Annotated in this window: 18 protein-coding genes; 9 read left to right on the top strand and 9 right to left on the bottom strand. The window is 58.2% G+C overall.

Annotation, left to right across the window (positions count from 1 at the left end):
* Positions 1–36: 36 nt before the first annotated feature.
* Entirely contained in the window at positions 37–942 is a 906-nt protein-coding gene (locus HLUCCO03_RS09195; RefSeq protein ID WP_027830846.1) for a DUF4382 domain-containing protein, read from the bottom strand.
* Positions 943–1166: 224 nt separating this feature from the next.
* Between HLUCCO03_RS09195 and HLUCCO03_RS09190 the strand changes: the two genes are divergently transcribed.
* The 4 genes from HLUCCO03_RS09190 (at position 1167) to HLUCCO03_RS09175 (ending at position 4284) form a co-directional block, all read left to right on the top strand.
* Positions 1167–1754, top strand: a complete 588-nt coding sequence (locus HLUCCO03_RS09190; protein WP_027830847.1) for an RNA polymerase sigma factor — start codon at positions 1167–1169, stop codon at positions 1752–1754.
* A 10-nt stretch (positions 1755–1764) separates the two neighbouring features.
* On the top strand, positions 1765–2469 hold the full coding sequence (locus tag HLUCCO03_RS09185; RefSeq protein WP_081813607.1) for an anti-sigma factor: 705 nt from the start codon (positions 1765–1767) through the stop codon (positions 2467–2469).
* Positions 2466–2837: a hypothetical protein gene (locus HLUCCO03_RS09180; protein WP_027830848.1), complete on the top strand. Its 372-nt coding sequence runs from the start codon at positions 2466–2468 to the stop codon at positions 2835–2837. Before HLUCCO03_RS09185 ends, HLUCCO03_RS09180 begins: the two co-directional genes overlap by 4 nt.
* A 199-nt stretch (positions 2838–3036) precedes the next feature.
* Positions 3037–4284 (top strand): tetratricopeptide repeat protein, encoded by a 1248-nt coding sequence (locus HLUCCO03_RS09175; protein WP_197025639.1) that lies wholly within the window; start codon positions 3037–3039, stop codon positions 4282–4284.
* A gap of 39 nt (positions 4285–4323) precedes the next feature.
* Here HLUCCO03_RS09175 and HLUCCO03_RS09170 read toward each other — a convergent pair whose 3' ends face one another.
* The 6 genes from HLUCCO03_RS09170 to HLUCCO03_RS09145 all read right to left on the bottom strand — a co-directional run bounded on the left by HLUCCO03_RS09170 (position 4324) and on the right by HLUCCO03_RS09145 (position 10556).
* Positions 4324–5214, bottom strand: a complete 891-nt coding sequence (locus HLUCCO03_RS09170; protein WP_292016685.1) for a triacylglycerol lipase — start codon at positions 5212–5214, stop codon at positions 4324–4326.
* A gap of 364 nt (positions 5215–5578) precedes the next feature.
* A complete protein-coding gene (gene hemL, locus HLUCCO03_RS09165) occupies positions 5579–6859 on the bottom strand; it encodes a glutamate-1-semialdehyde 2,1-aminomutase (protein ID WP_027830850.1) in 1281 nt (426 codons plus the stop codon).
* 3 nt (positions 6860–6862) lie between these two features.
* The gene (gene thiE / locus HLUCCO03_RS09160; RefSeq protein ID WP_027830851.1) at positions 6863–7534 is read right to left on the bottom strand and encodes a thiamine phosphate synthase; all 672 of its coding nucleotides are present in this window, start codon (positions 7532–7534) and stop codon (positions 6863–6865) included.
* A gap of 11 nt (positions 7535–7545) precedes the next feature.
* Positions 7546–8304: a hydroxymethylpyrimidine/phosphomethylpyrimidine kinase gene (locus HLUCCO03_RS09155; protein ID WP_027830852.1), complete on the bottom strand. Its 759-nt coding sequence runs from the start codon at positions 8302–8304 to the stop codon at positions 7546–7548.
* A gap of 41 nt (positions 8305–8345) precedes the next feature.
* Positions 8346–8768, bottom strand: coding sequence for a protoporphyrinogen oxidase HemJ (gene hemJ, locus HLUCCO03_RS09150; RefSeq protein ID WP_027830853.1), 423 nt, complete (start codon positions 8766–8768; stop codon positions 8346–8348).
* A 3-nt stretch (positions 8769–8771) separates the two neighbouring features.
* Positions 8772–10556 carry a chloride channel protein gene (locus HLUCCO03_RS09145; RefSeq protein WP_027830854.1) on the bottom strand — a complete coding sequence of 595 codons (1785 nt, stop codon included), beginning with the start codon at positions 10554–10556 and terminating at the stop codon, positions 8772–8774.
* Positions 10557–10690: 134 nt separating this feature from the next.
* Between HLUCCO03_RS09145 and argC the strand changes: the two genes are divergently transcribed.
* The 4 genes from argC to erpA all read left to right on the top strand — a co-directional run bounded on the left by argC (position 10691) and on the right by erpA (position 13374).
* The gene (argC, locus tag HLUCCO03_RS09140; RefSeq protein ID WP_027830855.1) at positions 10691–11728 is read left to right on the top strand and encodes an N-acetyl-gamma-glutamyl-phosphate reductase; all 1038 of its coding nucleotides are present in this window, start codon (positions 10691–10693) and stop codon (positions 11726–11728) included.
* 9 nt (positions 11729–11737) lie between these two features.
* Positions 11738–12478: a DUF6776 family protein gene (locus HLUCCO03_RS09135; protein ID WP_027830856.1), complete on the top strand. Its 741-nt coding sequence runs from the start codon at positions 11738–11740 to the stop codon at positions 12476–12478.
* Between the two features lies 1 nt (position 12479).
* Positions 12480–12956: a polymer-forming cytoskeletal protein gene (locus HLUCCO03_RS09130; protein ID WP_027830857.1), complete on the top strand. Its 477-nt coding sequence runs from the start codon at positions 12480–12482 to the stop codon at positions 12954–12956.
* Positions 12957–13020: 64 nt separating this feature from the next.
* Complete coding sequence (erpA, locus tag HLUCCO03_RS09125) at positions 13021–13374, top strand: iron-sulfur cluster insertion protein ErpA (protein WP_027830858.1); 354 nt, start codon at positions 13021–13023, stop codon at positions 13372–13374.
* Between the two features lie 9 nt (positions 13375–13383).
* On the opposite strand, the gene HLUCCO03_RS09120 is transcribed toward erpA, so the two are convergent.
* Together HLUCCO03_RS09120 and HLUCCO03_RS09115 are read right to left on the bottom strand one after the other, a co-directional pair.
* Entirely contained in the window at positions 13384–14481 is a 1098-nt protein-coding gene (locus HLUCCO03_RS09120) for an anhydro-N-acetylmuramic acid kinase (RefSeq protein ID WP_027830859.1), read from the bottom strand.
* A 3-nt stretch (positions 14482–14484) separates the two neighbouring features.
* Positions 14485–15918, bottom strand: a complete 1434-nt coding sequence (locus HLUCCO03_RS09115) for a peptidoglycan DD-metalloendopeptidase family protein (protein ID WP_027830860.1) — start codon at positions 15916–15918, stop codon at positions 14485–14487.
* 306 nt (positions 15919–16224) lie between these two features.
* Here HLUCCO03_RS09115 and tyrS point away from each other — a divergent pair, with 306 nt between their 5' ends.
* Entirely contained in the window at positions 16225–17427 is a 1203-nt protein-coding gene (gene tyrS, locus HLUCCO03_RS09110; RefSeq protein ID WP_027830861.1) for a tyrosine--tRNA ligase, read from the top strand.
* The last annotated feature ends 283 nt before the right edge of the window (positions 17428–17710 follow it).

Here is a 17710-nt window from a genome sequence, read left to right as displayed (position 1 = left end):
CCGCCAGTGGCGGGGATTATGAGCAAGGCCTTTCAATTAGTCTGCAGCTGTCAAATCGACCGTTGTTTCTTCGCCTTCGATGACTTCAGCATTGACGCCAGGAGTGAAATCGAGATCCTCGTCAATCATGTTGCCGTCCTCATCTTGGCGTTCATCCATGTCACAGGTATATGCAACGGTGTAATCACCCGCTGGAAGGAACGCAGCGGTGTAATCATAATCGCCGGACTCTGTGTCCACTGGTGCAACGACCAATGGCTCGTTCTCGCTGCCAAGATCGTCTGGCGTTACGTCGCTTCCTTCGTAGATGTATACGCCGCCCGCGTAAGAGTTGGCATCTTCACAAGTCGACAGAAGTGTTTGGCCAATAGTGCCCTTGATGGTACCTACTTCGGCGTTGTCCACCAGCCTCAGTACAGGTTTGAGCAAATAGCTGTTAAGCCCGGGAGGGTTTACCAGAGACTTTCGGACATCAAAGTCTATAGTAAAGTTTACCGTCCCTCCTGCTGGCACAACGAATCCGGACGTCTGGAGGCCGCGCTGGTCACCGGAAGGCACGAAAAGATCATTAGTGCCGCCATTATCATCAATAACTGTAAAAGTGCTCTGATCGCCGAGTTTCAGGCGAATCCACTCGTACTCCCCAGCTGGAAGCTCTTGGTCACTCAAAAGAGCTTCAACAGAGCCGTTCTGGAGATCAAGGAGGTTGATGTTTTCAAGATCAGGATTTTCTACATCAAAGCTGATTCTCTCCCCGTCGGCAGGCTGCAATTCAACGCCAACCACCGTAATGTTCACTGCCTGGACACTGTCGACGGCAGCATCTGTCAGGTCAAATGATGCAGTGCCAGTAGAATCGCCGTCGCCACTTCCACCGCCACCACAGGCGGCAAGCGCACTGGCAAGGGCCGTGACGGTAAAGACCTTGAGAGAATGATTCATAATAAAACTCCGTTGTTTGATTTATCCGGGTCTGCATGCATTTTTCTATGCCGCTGCAGGCCTAACGACGGGAGAGGTAAGCGCGTTCCATTGGCGAGTATTACTATTTGTTAAAAGACGCACATAAATCCTCAGGAGAAGATTTTCCCGGCAATATACTTGGGCTTGCGATACCGCTATGCTCCACTTTCAACTGATCATTCACGAGCGCGCGGAAACCGGATTTGGCATTACTTCCCTTCAGACCTTCCCGTTCCAAAAGATTTGAAAAGCTGGTCCAGCCTCATCTGGAGGCCATGTACCGTTTTGCCTTCCGGCTGGCGGGGCAGCAGCAGGATGCGGAGGACCTGGTCCAGGACGTGGTGGTGAAACTCTACCCCCGGCTTGAAGAGCTGGAGGGTATCGAGCAGTTGCGGCCGTGGCTTAACCGGGTGCTGTACCGGCATTTTATCGATCAGGTGCGGCGACGGGGCCGCCGTGCGGACCGGCCGGTGAGTGATGTGGCGGAGCCGGATCAGCAGGCCACCTTTCTGGATTCCTACGCAGCGGATGTTCCGGAGCTGGCGGAGCAGATCAGTGCCGGGCGTCTGAAGCCGGTGATGGATTCGGTCATTCAGGAACTGGATCCGGATATGCGCACACTGATGCTGCTCCATGATGTGGATGGGTGGAGCCAGGAGGACATTGCCCGGGTGCTTGAAATACCGGTGGGTACGGTGAAATCAAGGGTTCATCGTTGCCGCGCATCGCTGAAGAAAAAACTGCTGGAGAGACCGGAACTTTTTCAGCAGGCCGGGCGTGTGGAACAATGAGGTGATGAAAATGCAGTGTAACGAATGCAAGAACAATCTGCGTTCCTGGATCAGGGGCGAACTTTCTGCGGCGCAGGCCAGCCGCATTGAGCAGCATATTGCCATGTGTAATGATTGTTCCATCGCCGCACATAACGAAAAAGCCATTTTCGATTCACTGCATGACACCCAGGCGGTGCCGTCCCCGTCGTCCGGATTCGAGGCACGGGTGCTGGGGGCTGCCACAGGCAAAGGCGGGCGGTCCCGGGCAGGTTCTTCCGGCCATGGCTGGAGCACCCCCGTAGCCGGTGGTGCCGTCGCGGCGGCCCTGGTTGTGGGTATTGCGTTGGGGTTCGGCTGGCAATCAGGCACGGACTCCGGTGCGGATCTGGCGCTCTCCGATGAGGAGCAGGCCGCCGATGCCAGGACTGTGGTAGCCGAGCCGGTTGCCCGGAATGTCCGGCTGGCCTTCAGCTCAACGGAGGCCCTTGAAGGGGTCACTCTGACGGTGGAGTTGCCGCCGAACGTGGAAGTTTCGGATTACCCCGGGCATCAGCGGCTGAGCTGGAAAGTGGATCTGGATAAAGGTGAGAACGTGGTCAATCTGCCACTTAATATTCTGTTTGCGGGTGAGGGAGAGCTGGTTGCTCATCTCGATGACGGCCGCAGAACCAAGACATTCCGCACCAGCCTTGATGGCGCTGCTGTGAACGGAAAGCCGGAGCCTTCATCATGAAACCCTGGGGTTGGAAGAGTGTGGCTGCTTTCGGAAGTATCGGGTTGCTGATACTGACACCTGCCGCAGTGGTTGCGGACGATGATATGGGCGTGACCATGCGGATGGTTACAGACGATACCAACCTGACGGAATCCGTTGTCCGTGAGATTGAACTGCGCGAACCCGTGGCGCTTGAGCGTCGGGACAGCAACGCGGGAGAGCCTGCGGAAAATGCCCGCGAAGCACGTCAGCGGGGCCGTGAAGCGGCTCGGACTGCCACCGAACGGGCGCGGGAAGTTCGTGAACGGAACGAGCAACGCGGTCGCCCCGAGCTCCCTGATCGCCCGGACCCATCGAACCGCCCGGAGCGGCCCGAGCTGCCATAACTCCCTGCCAGATTTTCATAACGCTTTCCTGATGCGGTGATCTGCTGCTTCCCTTGCTATACTCCCGGGTTTGCCGGCCCACTAACCGAGCGATCTCCGGTGTGGGCCATCGGATAACAACCGTTACCCCGGAGCAAGGCTTGCGCCTTTCAAGTTTAGCCCTCGTTTTTTTGCCCTGATGATGCCGGCCACGCCTTTGGTGGCCCAGGATTCAGCCGGGTCCGCGGATTTTGAAGCCGGCGTGGCGGCCTTCGCTGATGACAAGCCTCACGAGGCGCTGGCCCATTTTGAGACGGCCAGGGCAAGTGGCCTCGAAACCCCGTCACTGCTCTACAATCTTGGCGTTGTCTACTTCCGGCTCGGGCGTTATGACGAGGCTGAAGCGGTGTTCATGGAACTGCTGGACACTCCCCATGCGGATCTTGCCCGATTCAATCTCGGGCTGGTGAAGCGGGCCGGCGGTGACGAACCGGCTGCCCGGCAATGGTTCGAACAGGCAGCCGGGCCTGAGTCACCGGAAAAGGTGAGGGTGCTGGCACGTCGTCAGCTTGATGAGGCGCAACCCGGCCGATTCGATGGTATTGACGCCAGTGGCTACCTCGCCGCCGTTGGTGGTTACGATGACAATATTGCCGGGACACCGGACGATGCCTCCAGTAACCAGAGTGGTGGATTTGCCGATCTGCTGGCGACCGGGAATCTCCGCCTGGGCAATGGCGTCAGCCTGCTTGGCGTTGCCTACACCCGCCAGTATCCGGATAACGCCGAATTCGACAACAGTTACCTCAGCACGGGCGCAGCTTGGCAGCAGGGTGTGGGGGCCGGGGAGCTGACCTCCACTCTGAGCCTCGCCAGTTCCTGGTTTGGCGGCGACACCCTGGAACGCCAGCTCGGGCTGGAAGCGGTATATCGTCCCGACGATTGCGCCTTCGGCATCGGGGCTTACGGATACGACTGCAGCATTGACGGGTCGGTTTCCACCATTCAGGGCGGGAGCGGTTTCAGTGCCTACGACGGCGAGATGTTGCGCCTGGGGGCCGGTGCTGAAAAAGGTATCGGAAACTGGGTATTCATTGGCCGTTATCAGTTCGAATTTAACGATCGCCGGGATCTGACGGCCGGAGAACAGTTCATCAGCGTGTCTCCGTTACGCAACCTGTTGTCGGCGGAGGCCCGCTATTACGTGACCGCCCGGCTATCCCTGTCCGCCAGGGGGGATTACCGCCATTCCCGCTACCAGGATGAACACCGGCTGTTATCGGGCGCTGATATCATCTCCGAGCGCCGTACCGACCATCGTCTGAGGGGTGTGTTGCTGGCCCAGTATCAGTTGTCTGGCCCGTGGCTGGTTCTGGCGGAACTGAACATGGTGAATAACCGCAGCACTATTGAGCGCTACGACTACAGCCGCCGCGAGGCAATGGTGGGTATCGAGATGGGGTTCTGATGTGATGGCCGGGCGTCCATTCCCGGCCAGGGCCTGAGATCAGAGGCCGGCGTTTCTGAGCCGGTTGGCCTGCTGCAGGTAGACCGTTTTCGGGTCAGTTTCGAACAGGCTGTGCAGGCCAAGAGCCTGGTTCACCTCATCCAGATGGTTCATGAAGTAGTTGTCGCGAATGACCTTGCCGAAGTGGTTGCTGCAACGCCCGACCAGGCCGTCGTTGGCACTGAAGCCGAATGCCAGGCTGGTGGTTCCGAGCAGCGCATCCGACGGATCCAGAACGTTGGTCAGTACTCCGGTTCCGCCCCAGGAATAGAAACGTACGCCATTGGCGGAATAGGCGCCTTCACCACAGGCAGTGGCAGGGACGCCGGCGGGGGCAAAGTTATTGAATTCGGCGCTGCCCTGGGAGGTCAGTGAGTAGAGGCTGGAGCGCAGGTCCTGGTTGTAGCCACCGCCAGACAGCAGGTCGATCAGGCCGCCGAGCGCATTGCCGAGGGATGCCGCCAGGCTTTCCGCGGGCGAGCCGTAGATCAGGTCCGCTACCGGTGAACCCTTGTGGGGTGAGCCGACGGAAGTCACCGAGGCCACCAGGTCAGGCCTGACCCTGGAAATATACCGTGCTGTCGGTCCGCCATGGCTGTGGCCGATGAGGTTTACCTTGCCGTGAATCGCCGCAATGGATGCGATCTGCGGGAGTAATGCCTCACCTCTGGCAATGGTGCTGTCCAGTGCCGGTACCTGGGTGGTGTATACGTCAGCACCATACTTGCGCAGGTCCTCCGCGATGCCGTACCAGTAATCCACGCCGGCGATCGAGTCGAAGCCGAACATGCCGTGAACCAGCACCACAGGATAACGGGTGTCGGTGTAGTTGGATGGAGTAGAGTCCCACCAGGCCATTGAGGGCGCTGACCATGCCAGAACGACCAGCATGGCGAATGCCTTGATCCATTGTTTCATTGTTGCACCTACAGTTTGCTGTTGTATTTGTTATCAAACTGCGGCTCGACCTAACAGGTGATGCCGGTTGCTGCTTGCAGGCAGTCCAAGGCAGTACTGCATGGCTTCCTTGCGCTGACTTCTGTCTTGTCTTTGTTAGATGGTCGCAGTCAGTGCATCTCTTTGTATGAGATCTGCACATAATTCGGCCAGAAGGAGTAATAAGTCAACGGCAGGAGAGGCCCTGGAGGGGTGGAGACTGTCAAAGTGTGACGGGGTTCATGTGTGTGGCCTGAGAAGACATGTTTTCGGTAGGCTTCCGGGCCGCAGCCCGGAAGTTTCTCTGGTGTCACAGGCGTCAGAGTGTGGCCATTACCCGGCGTGCTGCTTCGATGGTCTGGTGAATGTCCTCATCCGTCAGGGCGGCACTGGTGAAGCCGGCCTCGAAGGCCGAGGGTGCGAGATAGACGCCTTCCCGGAGCATACCCTGGAAGAACTTCCTGAATCGCTCCACATCGCAGGCCATGACCTGGTCAAAGCGGGTAATGGCCGGCGCATCGGTGAAAAAGAAGCCGAACATGGCGCCGGCACTCTGCACCGCCAGGGGGATGCCGGTGCTGTCTGCAGCTTCTTTCAGTCCATCGCGAACGGCATTGGTTTTCTCGGTCAGGCGGTCGTGGAAGCCGGGTTCGGAAATGGCGTTCAGTGTCGCCAGCCCGGCGCACATGGCCAGCGGGTTTCCGCTGAGTGTACCGGCCTGGTACACCGGCCCCAGGGGAGAGATATGCTCCATGATTTCCCGCTTGCCGCCGAACGCACCCACCGGCAGGCCGCCACCGATGACCTTGCCCAGTGCGGTAAGATCCGGGGTGACGCCGTAAAAGCCCTGGGCGCCTCCCAGGGATACCCGGAAACCGGTCATGACTTCGTCGAAGATCAGCACCGTGCCATGCTCGTCACACACTTCCCGTAATCCTTCGAGGAAACCCGGTACCGGCGGGATGCAGTTCATGTTGCCGGCAACCGGTTCGACGATGATGGCGGCAATGTCGTCGCCCATTTTTGCAAAGGTTTCCCGAACGCTGTCGATGTCGTTGAAGGTCAGGGTCAGGGTGTGTTCCGCCAGGCTGGCGGGAATGCCCGGGGAATTGGGCACACCCATCGTGAGGGCACCGGAGCCGGCCTTGACCAGCAGTGAATCCACGTGGCCGTGGTAGCAGCCCTCGAACTTCACGATCTTGTCTCGGCCGGTATAGCCCCGGGCCAGGCGCACGGCGCTCATGGTGGCCTCGGTGCCGGAATTCACCATGCGCACAAGGTCAATGGAAGGCACCAGCTCACAGACCTTCTTCGCCATCTCGGTTTCAAGGGCGGTAGGCGCGCCGTAACCGATGCCCTGGTCTACCTGGGCGTGCAGGGCATCCTTGATGGTCTGGTTGCCGTGGCCGAGGATCATGGGGCCCCAGGAGCCGATGTAGTCGATGTAACGGCGATCATCCTCATCGAACAGGTAGGCACCCTCGGCATGTTTGAAAAACAGCGGTGTACCGCCGACTCCCTTGAAGGCTCTGACCGGGGAATTAACACCTCCGGGAATGTATTTCTGAGCCTCGGCGAATAGGGTTTCGGACTGGGTCATGGTTCAGGACTCCTGATGTACGGACGATGAGAAAAGTGGATGATGGGCTGCAAACAGCCGGGTAAACTGGCGTGCCCGTTCCTCGATGGAAGCCAGGTCGCCGTGGAACAGGCCACCAATCACCGCCAGCTGGTCGGCACCGGCACGGATCAGGGATTCGCCGTTATCCACGGTGATGCCGCCAATGGCGGTCACCGGCTTGCCGAACTGCCTGGCGCTGGCCAGAACCGTGGGGTCTGCCGCTGGCGCATCCGGCTTGGTTGTCGAGTTGAAAAACCGGCCAAAGGCCAGGTAGTCGGCGCCGTCACGGTCTGCGTTTGCGGCCAGGGCCAGATCGGCATGGCACGTGGCGCCTATGATCGCATGTTCGCCGAGCTGTTGCCTGGCGGAAACCAGGGAACTGTCGGATTGCCCCAGATGAACACCGGCCGCGCCGCAGCGCCGGGCCAGGTCGGGGTCGTCGTTGATGATCAGCGGCACGCCTGCCTCTCTGCACAGCGTCGCCAGATTTCTGGCCTGCCGCAGACGCTCGGGATGTGGCGCCCGCTTCTCGCGGTACTGAACCAGCACGGCACCGCCCCGCAGTGCCGCTTCCACCGCTGCCAGCAGCCTGTCTGCCGGTAACAGCTGGCTGTCGGTAATGGCATAGAGGCCGGGCCGCAGCCCCTTGGCCATGGCGTTGGTGCTCAGTTCTCCCATGGGATGCCCCGGTCCGGTACCGGTTGGCCCTCACCGACTTTCAGGGCATGCCGTATGGCCCGCAGCACATAGTTCTGGGCCTGGGCTATCGCCGCACGGACCGAGAGCCCGGAAGCTCTGCCTGCAGCAATGGAAGCTGCCAGCGTGCAGCCGGTGCCATGGTACTCGCCACCAATACGCTCGATGTAGAAGTGCAGGGGTTCATGGTCCGGGGCATAGAGGGTATTGATGATTTCCTCGCCTTCGCCATGCCCTCCGGTGGCCAGTACGGACTGGCAGCCGGTCGCCAGAAGGTTCAGGGCTGAACGGGCTTCGTCGTTGTCACCACCGAGCAGGGCAAGCTCGATACCATTGGGTGTGATGATCTCGGCGCGGGGGAACAGGCGACCCTTCATGCGGTCAATCAGGACTTCGTCGGCCAGGTCTCCGCCGCCGGCGGCCTTGATGACCGGATCGGTAATCAGCGGCACCTCCGGATGGTCCGCCAGGAAATCCACCAGCACATCCACCACAGCGGCATTGCCCAGCGCGCCGGTTTTTATGGCATGAATGGGGGAGTCTGCCGCCAGACATTCCAGTTGCTGGCGGATAATCTCCGGGTCTGTCGCGGTGGCGTTATAGACGTTGCGGGTATCCTGCACGGTCAGGCATGAAAGCACTGGCAAAGGGTGGCAACCCAGGGCCGTAACGGCCTGAATGTCAGCCTGGATGCCGGCTCCCCCCGACGGATCAAGGCCGGAAACAATAAGAACATGAGGACGGTGATAAAGTTTGATGATCAGGCTCCTCAGAATGGTTTGACAGAAGCAAGAATGACGACGGCGACAAGAACCAGTACCGGCACCTCATTGAACCAGCGATAGAACACGTGGCTGCGGGTGTTCCTGTCGTCGCGGAATACCTTCACCAGGTGCCCGCAGTAGAAGTGGTAAACAATCAGCAGAACCACCAGCAGCAGCTTGGCATGCAGCCAGCCCTGGCTCATATAGCCCTGGACATTGTAACTGATGAGCCAGAGTCCAAAAATGACTGTTGCCACCATGGACGGCGTGGTGATGCCACGATACAGCTTGCGCTCCATGATCTTGAAGCGCTCCCGGCCGGGTTCGTCTTCACAGGCAGCGTGATAGACAAACAGCCGGGGCAGATAGAATATGCCGGCGAACCAGCACACCATGGCAATAATATGCAGTGCTTTGACCCACAGCATTGGCTAACTCCGTCGGTATTGGTAGTAACTTTCGATATCGGATTTCAGTACCACGCCATACACCCGCTGAATCATCGGAGCAACGTGGCGCTGCACATACAGGGCTTCTACGCTGGTATGCTCAAACTCGTTCAGTGCCTCTTCCAGGGTCGCCTGGTATTGCACCGGGGCAATATCCCGGCGATTGGCGGGAATGTCCATGAGGTCGATCTGTTCCGGGGTTTCTTCCCCGTCTTCATGTTCGCGGCTGGCTGTTGGCTCGGTATCTTCCAGGTAACGCGCGAGATCCACGGCGGGCAGCAGGGCCGTGGGCCCGCTGCTGCCCTCGACCACCAGCCATTTGGGTTCGGATTTCAGGATCTTGCTGGCCTCGTCCCGGGACAGGAAACGCTCGGTGCGCAGAATGCTCCTGTCCATGATGGCGCCAACGGAAACCCGTCTCAGTGCCTGAATGACCGGGGAGTTCTGGTAACTCAGGCCCTGGCTCTTGAGGATGGTCAGGAACAGGGACTTCTTGCCAAACGCCTCACTGGTTACCAGGCTCGCGGTAGTGATAACCAGCATGCCCGGCAGAATGATGTTGGGGTTGCGGGTAAGCTCCATCAATGCCATCAGTGCCGCAAGGGGAGCCTGCAGCACGGCGCCCATCATGGCCCCCATGCCGAGCATGGCATAGAAACCCACCGATGACGCTGTGTCAGGGAAAATCTGTGCGCCAATAAGCCCCATGGCGCCCCCCAGCGTTGCGCCCATGAACAGAGTGGGGCCTATTACGCCGCTTGGCATGCCCAGGCCCAGCGTGACCGATGTAATGACCAGCTTGGCGATGCCCGCCCCCAGTAATAACCAGAAAGGCAGCTGATTGTCGATGGTGAACTGGACCGTGTCGTAGCCGATGCCCATCACTTCCGGCACCACCACGGCAAAGGGCACCATGAGAAGTCCCGCTATGGTGAGGCGCAGTAATACCGGCCGGTGATGATGCTTGCCGGTGGAATCCACCAGCTGGATAAATGCCGCCGCGGCCACCCCTATGATGATGGCGATCGCGATAATCCAGGGGATCTCCAGCAGCGAGTTCATGGTCAGGGGGGGCACACTGAACGCAGGTTCGGAACCATACACGGCCTGGCTCACCACCGCAGCAGTCACGGACGCCAGGATGATCGGCGTGAATCCGGCAATGGTGTATTCCATCATCACCACTTCCATTGCGAAGATAACGCCGGAAATGGGCGTGTTGAACGACGCCGAGATGGCCGCGGCGCAGCCGCAGGCGACCAGCGTGCGAATACTGTTGTTGGGCAGCCGCATCCACTGGCCCATGAGGCTTGAAAACGCGGCGCCCAGATGTACTGCCGGCCCTTCCCGGCCAGCGGACTGACCGGTTACGACTGTGCCGACACCCGTGACGAACTGAACCAGGGCGCTGCGCATGGAGATGTAGCCCTGGTGATAGTTCAGCCGTTCCATGACATGCACGATGCCGACCTTGCGGTCGTTGATGGCGAGGCTGTGCAGCAACAGACCAAGCCCCACGGCCCCGGCCAGTGGCAGGATGGCGCGGGTCAGGATGTGCAGGTCCTCAAAGGATTCGGAGCCTTCACCGGGCAGGAAATAGTCCAGCGGCCATTCAATTGCCAGCCGGAAAATCAGGATCACACCACCGGTAAATAATCCGGACAGCAGGCCGAGAACAGCCAGTTGCGGCAGCGCGTCCACACCGGAGAGCCGGCGGCGGAAAACAGGGATCAGGTTCTCGGTGGTCTTGTGCCAGAATTTACGCATGAACGCCGGTTTTCCGGAGGTGAATGGTTTTCTGACGATATTGTAACCAGCGCTGGTCGGGCTGCAATAAGTCATTGGTTTATCATGTTAGACTATTGCCCTTTCGGGAACCTTATTTATAGCTGGAGTAACTGGTGATAAAAGTAGGCATTGTAGGTGGAACCGGTTATACCGGTGTTGAACTTCTGAGACTCCTGGCGGTTCATCCGGAGGCGACCGTCAGCTGCATCACCTCGCGTTCCGAGGCGGGCATGCCGGTCGCGGATATGTACCCCAACCTGCGCGGCCATTATGACCTTGCGTTTTCAGAGCCGGATGTGAAAACCCTGGCAAGCTGTGACCTGATCTTTTTCGCGACTCCCCATGGTGTGGCCATGCGGATGATGCCGGAACTGATGGCAGCGGGTGCGCGGGTGGTGGATCTGTCCGCCGACTTCCGCCTGAAGGATCTGGATGTCTGGGCAAACTGGTATGGCATGCCCCACGAAAGCCCCGAGTGGGCGGAAAAGGCTGTCTACGGCCTGCCGGAAGTGGTCAGGGACGAGATTCGCACCGCGCAACTGGTGGCCAACCCCGGTTGTTATCCGACAGCGGTTCAGCTGGGCTTTCTGCCACTGCTGGAGAACGGCCTGGTCGATCCCTCACGCCTGATTGCTGATGCAAAATCCGGTGCCAGCGGTGCCGGCCGGCAGGGCAAGATCGGCATGCTGCACGGTGAGGTGGGTGAGAGCTTCAAGGCTTACGGTGCCTCGGGCCACCGGCATCTTCCGGAAATCCGTCAGGGCCTGTCGCAGGCGGCCGGCGGTGATGTGGGGGTTACCTTTGTCCCGCATCTCATTCCCATGATCCGCGGTATCGAAGCCACCCTGTATGCAGAGCTGAGCAACCCCGCTGACTTCGACCGCCTGCAGGCATTGTTCGAGGATCGCTTCCGGGACGAGCCTTTTGTCGACGTGATGCCGTTTGGCAGCCATCCGGAAACCCGCAGTGTGCGCGGCGCCAATAACTGCCGCATGGCACTTCACCGGCAGGAACAGAGCAACATTGTAATCGTGTCTTCGGTGATCGATAACCTGGTGAAAGGTGCCGCGGGACAGGCTATCCAGAACATGAATATCATGTTCGGCCTGCAGGAAACCATGGGGCTGGAAGCGCCCGCGTTGCTGCCATAGGTCTGTCCGGTGAGCGAACCCAGAAAACCTGCTGAAGAATACGTTGTCATCAGGCATCGGCCTGGCTACCGGTTGCGGCGCACGCTGATCCTGCTGATATTCTCCATTACTGCTGCGGTGCTCGGGTATGTGACGGGGATGGCCCAGGGCGGATTCCGTTTCTCCACCGCGGAGGAATCCCGTGACCGTCTCGAGGAGCAGGTTGAGCAGCTCCGGGAGCAGAACAGCGAAACCAGTCAGGAGCTGGTCAATCTTGAACGCGGGCGAACCATTGATGCCCAGGCCCTTAACCAGGCCCGCAGAACCATCGTTGATCTGGAAACGCAGATCGCATCACTGAATGCGGACCTGACATTCTATAAAAACATTATGGCACCTTCGGAAACCAGCAAGGGGTTGCAGGTTGATCGGCTGTCTGTGCAGGGCGCACGACAGGAAGGGGCTTACAATTTCAAACTGGTACTGACCCAGGTGGGCGATAACAAGAGCTATATTTCTGGCGTCGTCGCCGTGAACGTGATCGGCATGCGCGATGACGAGAAAGAAGTGATCGCCCTTAGGGACCTTTCTGACGATATCGACGATCTGGGGGTGAAGTTCCGCTTCCGGTACTTCCAGGATATCGAGGGTCGGTTGGAGGTCCCGGATGGCTTCGAGCCAGTGGAGCTTCAGGTTGTCGCCCGGGCCGAAGGTAACAAGTCGTCCCAGGCCGAACGAACATTTGATTGGGATGAATTAACGGAGAACTGACATGCTTGGCAAAAAGAAACAGAAACCGCGTCGTCCGACGGGGCACTTCGACACTCTGGTCTCGTCCCGGACAACGGTTGAAGGTGATGTGCATTTTTCCGGCGGGCTTCACGTCGATGGTACCATTCGGGGCCGGGTGGTCGCGGAAGAAGGTGGCGACGCAGTACTCAGAGTGTCCGAGGTGGGCTCCGTTGAGGGGGATATTGTTGCACCCCATGTCATCATCAACGGTACCGTGCACGGGGATGTCTATGCTTCCACGCATCTTGAACTGGCGGAAAAAGCCTCCATCCATGGTAACGTCTATTACAACCTCATAGAGATGGCCATGGGGGCATCGGTAAATGGCAGCCTGGTTCATCAGAACGAGCCGGTAGGCCTGCTCGGGCGGGACAAGCACCAGATCAGTGCCCCGGCTGCTGAAGAAGGCAAGGCAGAAGACCACAATGATGCAGTGGTGGTGCCCGACAAGGAATAGTTGATTGTTTTAGTCAGGAATACGATAATCAGGTCAGATTTCTAGTGGCAAACCGGAGGCGGACTTGAGTGTAGTTCAGCAACAGGCAATCACACCGGTGTTTTTCAGTGACAGCGCGGTGTCCAAAGTACGTGAGCTTGTTGAGGAAGAGGGTAACTCTGACCTCAAGCTTCGCGTGTTTGTCACTGGCGGTGGTTGCTCGGGTTTCCAGTACGGCTTCTCGTTTGACGAAGCCCAGGACGACGAAGACACCGTGATCGAAAAGGATGGTGTAATGCTTCTGGTGGACCCCATGAGTTATCAATACCTGGTGGGGGCCACCGTGGACTACCAGGAAGGATTGCAGGGCTCCCAGTTCATTGTGCAGAATCCCAACGCCAGCTCCACCTGCGGTTGCGGCAGCTCTTTTTCGATCTGACGCGCCCGCTCAGGCGTGGTAAACCGCGCCCAGAATTCTCTCTCCGCTTGCACCTGTTACTTCCGGAAGGTTGCCGGGTTTTCCCGACAGGGTCTGGCTGGCCAGCCAGGCAAATGCAGCGGGCTCCACCCATTGTGGGTCCAGGCCCAGCTCTGCAGTAGACGCAATCCGGGTAGGGCTGCAGGTACGTTGCAGTTCCCGCATCAGCACCCGGTTGTTTGCACCGCCACCACACACGAAGATGGTCATCCCCGGCGAATGGGGGATTTGCTGTGCCACGGTGACGGCAGTAAGCTCCAGCAATGTCCTCTGTACATCGGCGCCGGACAGGTTCGGATGACGGTTCAACTGTAATTTCAGCCACTCCAGATTGAACCGTTCGGTACCGGTGCTTTTGGGCGGTTGGCGTGAGAAATAGGCGTCGGAAAGCATATCGCCCAGCAGGCCCTGATCAACGCTCCCTTCGGCTGCCCAGGCTCCATCCTTGTCATAGCCGCGTCCGGTCTGGTCCATGCACCAGGCGTCCATCAGCGCATTGGCTGGGCCGGTATCGAATCCGGTAACCGGCGTCTGTTCATCCGAAGGCAGGTGGGTGATGTTGGCAATGCCGCCAAGATTAAGGATGCAACGATCTTCGCCGGCAGCACTGAAAAAGGCTTTATGGAACGCTGGTACCAGAGGGGCGCCCTGTCCGCCGGCTGCCAGGTCCCGGCGCCGGAAGTCGGCAACGGTTGTTATGCCGGTACGCTCTGCAATAAGGGCGGGGTCGCCTACCTGGATGGAAAACGGTGTGGAGCCGTCCGGCTGGTGCCGGATCGTCTGTCCGTGGCTGCCGATAGCTGCAATCGAGCCTGATGAGAAGCCGGATTTTTTGATGACACTGATTGCGGCCAGGGAAAACAGGGAGCCGGTGGTGTGATCCAGTTCCCCAAGATCGTCCGGGGTACCGTGATTCTGGCTGAGGCTGCAAAGGCGCTGGCGGATGTCGTCAGGATAATCGGTGGTGTGGGTGGCATGGATCTCGATCCGCCGGTCACCGAACGACACCAGTATGGCGTCTATGCCATCCATACTGGTGCCTGACATCAGTCCAATCCAGGCTTTCATGTTTTATTCGTCTGCGGCCAGGGCCAGTTGCTGGTAGTCCTTGCGGAAAACCTCGAATTTGGCAACCTGTTGGTTGGCATAGGTTTTGAACCGCGCCATTTCACTATCCGGTATCGGTTTGGCATCCGGAAGTTTTACCGTGCGGGAGTTCTTGGGGGAGCCGTTCACCCGGAATTCGTAGTGAAGGTGAGGGCCGGTTACCATGCCGGAGGAACCTACATGCCCGACGGTTTGTCCCTGTTTGACGCGGGCTCCCTTCTTCATGCCCTTTCCGAGACTTTTCATGTGGGCATAGAGAGTGGTGATATTGTCGCCATGCTGGAGTATCACGGTGCGGCCGTAGCCGCCTTTCCATCCTGCGAATTGAACCCTGCCATGGCCTGCCGCCTTGATTGGAGTTCCCGGGGGCGCTGCATAGTCGGTACCTTCGTGTGGGCGAACCACGCCCAGTACCGGGTGCCTGCGCTGGAGGTTAAAGGAAGAGGATACCCGGGCATCGATTGGCGTTCTCAGGAATGCCTTGCGCATGCTGCTGCCATCCGGGCTGTAATAGTCGGTATCGCCATTGCTGTCAGTGTATTGCAGCGCGATGACTTCCTTCCCCTGGTTTACAAAGCGGGCAGAGAGAATTTTGCCAGTGTCGAATTTCTCGCCGTCCAGGTAAAGCTCCTCGTACACTACCTCGAACCGGTCACCTTTACGCACGTCATAGACGAAGTCGATGTTCCAGCCGAAGATACCTGCCAGGTCCATGGCAAGCCTGTCGGTCATTCCCGCTGCCCGTGCGGCAAGATACAGCGAACCGTCGATAATACCTGAAGCAAATGCGGGTTTGACTTCCGGTTCCCGCTCGACTGTTTCTGCGGTAAAGCCGTCCTCGGTTTTTTCTACCCGGAGGGTTTCAAGACGGTTGCGCTGCAGGTCAATTGCTGCGAGGTCGCCGGCGTCATCAGTTGCAAAGGAGATGGTTTCACCCGCGTAGAGGCGCTGCAGTTTGTCCGCCTCGCCATCGCCATTGATCACAGACAGCATGACGCCGTCGTTGAAGCCGGCCTTGCCGAACAGTGATGACAGGGAGTCGCCGGACTTGATCTTGTATTCCTGCCACTCCAGGTCGGGCTCGCTTGCCTCCGCCATGGCCGAAGCGGTATCAAGCACGTCAGGGAGTTCGGATTCTTCCGACAAGGCCAACACGTCAGGGCTGGATGCGGAGCTTTCCTCGCCCTGGCTGTTTTTGTCGCTGTCAGCCTGCCGTTCGGTTTCTTCAGCCGCAGCCTTGTTACCCGACTGGGTTACCGTACCTTCATCAAGGTCCAGTGCGTATGCCATTCTGTTGGCTTCAACACTGGCACTCGGGCTCATTAAAATAGCTGCGGCGACAACAACACTGGTCGCGGCGGCGATGGTAATATGCGTTTTTGGAAACATTTTCAGCACGTGTCGCATCCGTTTTGATCGGCATTCCGGTAGTTTATACTACCTAATTAAAGCTGCTGTTTAAGTATAGTCCAACAGATTACCGTATAAAATGCGCTCAGGACAGCTTCAAACATTACCGTTGCTGGTATACGGACCGGATTTCCGCGGCCAGGATTGCTATACTCCCCCGCCTTAAATCTCCGGCCCTGTTTAAATACTGAGCAGGAATACTTTAGCAGGGAGACTGGTAACGCACAGATTTCTTTTGTAGAGGTCTGTAACCAGCTTCCCGCCCCAACTATCAGAATTGAGGATGTGGAGTTCATGGCATCTATTGATGAGGCTCTGGCCGTAATCAAGCGCGGCATGGATGAGTTGATTTCCGAAGAAGCGCTGATTGAAAAGCTGCAGGAGGGTCGTCCTCTCAGGATCAAGGCGGGGTTCGATCCCACCGCTCCTGATCTGCACCTGGGGCATACCGTGCTGATCAACAAGCTGCGCCAGTTTCAGGATCTGGGGCATGAGGTCATCTTTCTTATTGGTGATTTCACGGGGATGATCGGCGACCCCACCGGCAAGAGCGCAACACGGCCGCCATTAACAGAGGCCCAGGTGGCTCAAAACGCCATCAGCTATAAAGAGCAGGTGTTCAAGATCCTGGACCCTGCGAAAACCCGGGTGGTGTTCAATTCTGACTGGATGAACAAGCTTTCCGCGGCAGACATGATTCGCCTGGCCGGCCAGTACACAGTGGCCCGGATGCTGGAGCGGGACGACTTCACCAAACGCTACCGGGCAGAGCAGCCAATCGCGATTCATGAATTCCTTTATCCGCTTGTGCAGGGCTATGACTCGGTCGCTCTCGAGGCGGACGTGGAGCTGGGTGGAACCGATCAGAAATTCAATCTTCTGATGGGGCGTATTCTGCAGAGGCATTACGGGCAGTCGCCCCAGGTTGTCCTTACCATGCCCATACTGGAGGGTCTCGACGGTGTCCAGAAGATGTCGAAGTCCCTGGGTAACTATGTGGGGGTTAATGACTCGCCAGGAGAGATGTACACCAAGTTGCTCTCCATGCCGGATGACCTGCTCTGGCGATACTTCGAATTGTTGAGTTTCCGGCCGCTGGCGGAGGTGAAAGAGTTTCACGCTGCTGTAGACAAGGGGGCGAACCCTCAGGACTACAAGAAACTGCTGGCGGAAGAGATCATTACCCGTTTCCATGACGCTGACGCGGCTGCAACCGCCCACAAATCCGCGGGCAACCGGGTCGGTCTGGGGGAAATCCCGGAAAATGTGCCCACGGTTGAGGTTTCGCTGGCCGGGCGTGGTGAGCTGCACATAGTGTCCTTGCTTAAAGAGGCGGGGCTGGCAGCTAATGGTAAGGCTGCCAAGGACGTTTTTGCTCGCGGCGCTGTGTACATTAATGGTGACCAGTTAACCGACGAGCGTATGTTTACCGCCGGTGATGACTCCGTCATCCAGGCGGGAAAAAAGAAAATTGCCCGTGTTGTGGTTAAGGATTGAACGGAATCCGGGGATTTTGAGAAAATATCCAAAAGCTCGTTGACACCTCAAGTGAGCTCTGTAGAATACGCATCTCTTTCGAGGGACACGCCCCTGGGGCGGGTCAGAAATTGAAAGGCAACCGTTTGAATTAATTGAAGATTTCGAGTTTTTAATTTCTTCACAAAGCGGTTGACAAGGCGGCGATTCGATGTAGAATACGCGGCCTTGATCGGGATAGTTCGAAGCCCGAACGCTCTTTAAAAAGTTGACCAAGTAATTCGTGTGGGCGCTGGCCGAGGTA

Source organism: Marinobacter sp. HL-58, assembly GCF_001314605.1.
Classification (GTDB): domain Bacteria; phylum Pseudomonadota; class Gammaproteobacteria; order Pseudomonadales; family Oleiphilaceae; genus Marinobacter.
This window is presented reverse-complemented; position numbering and strand designations above follow the sequence as displayed.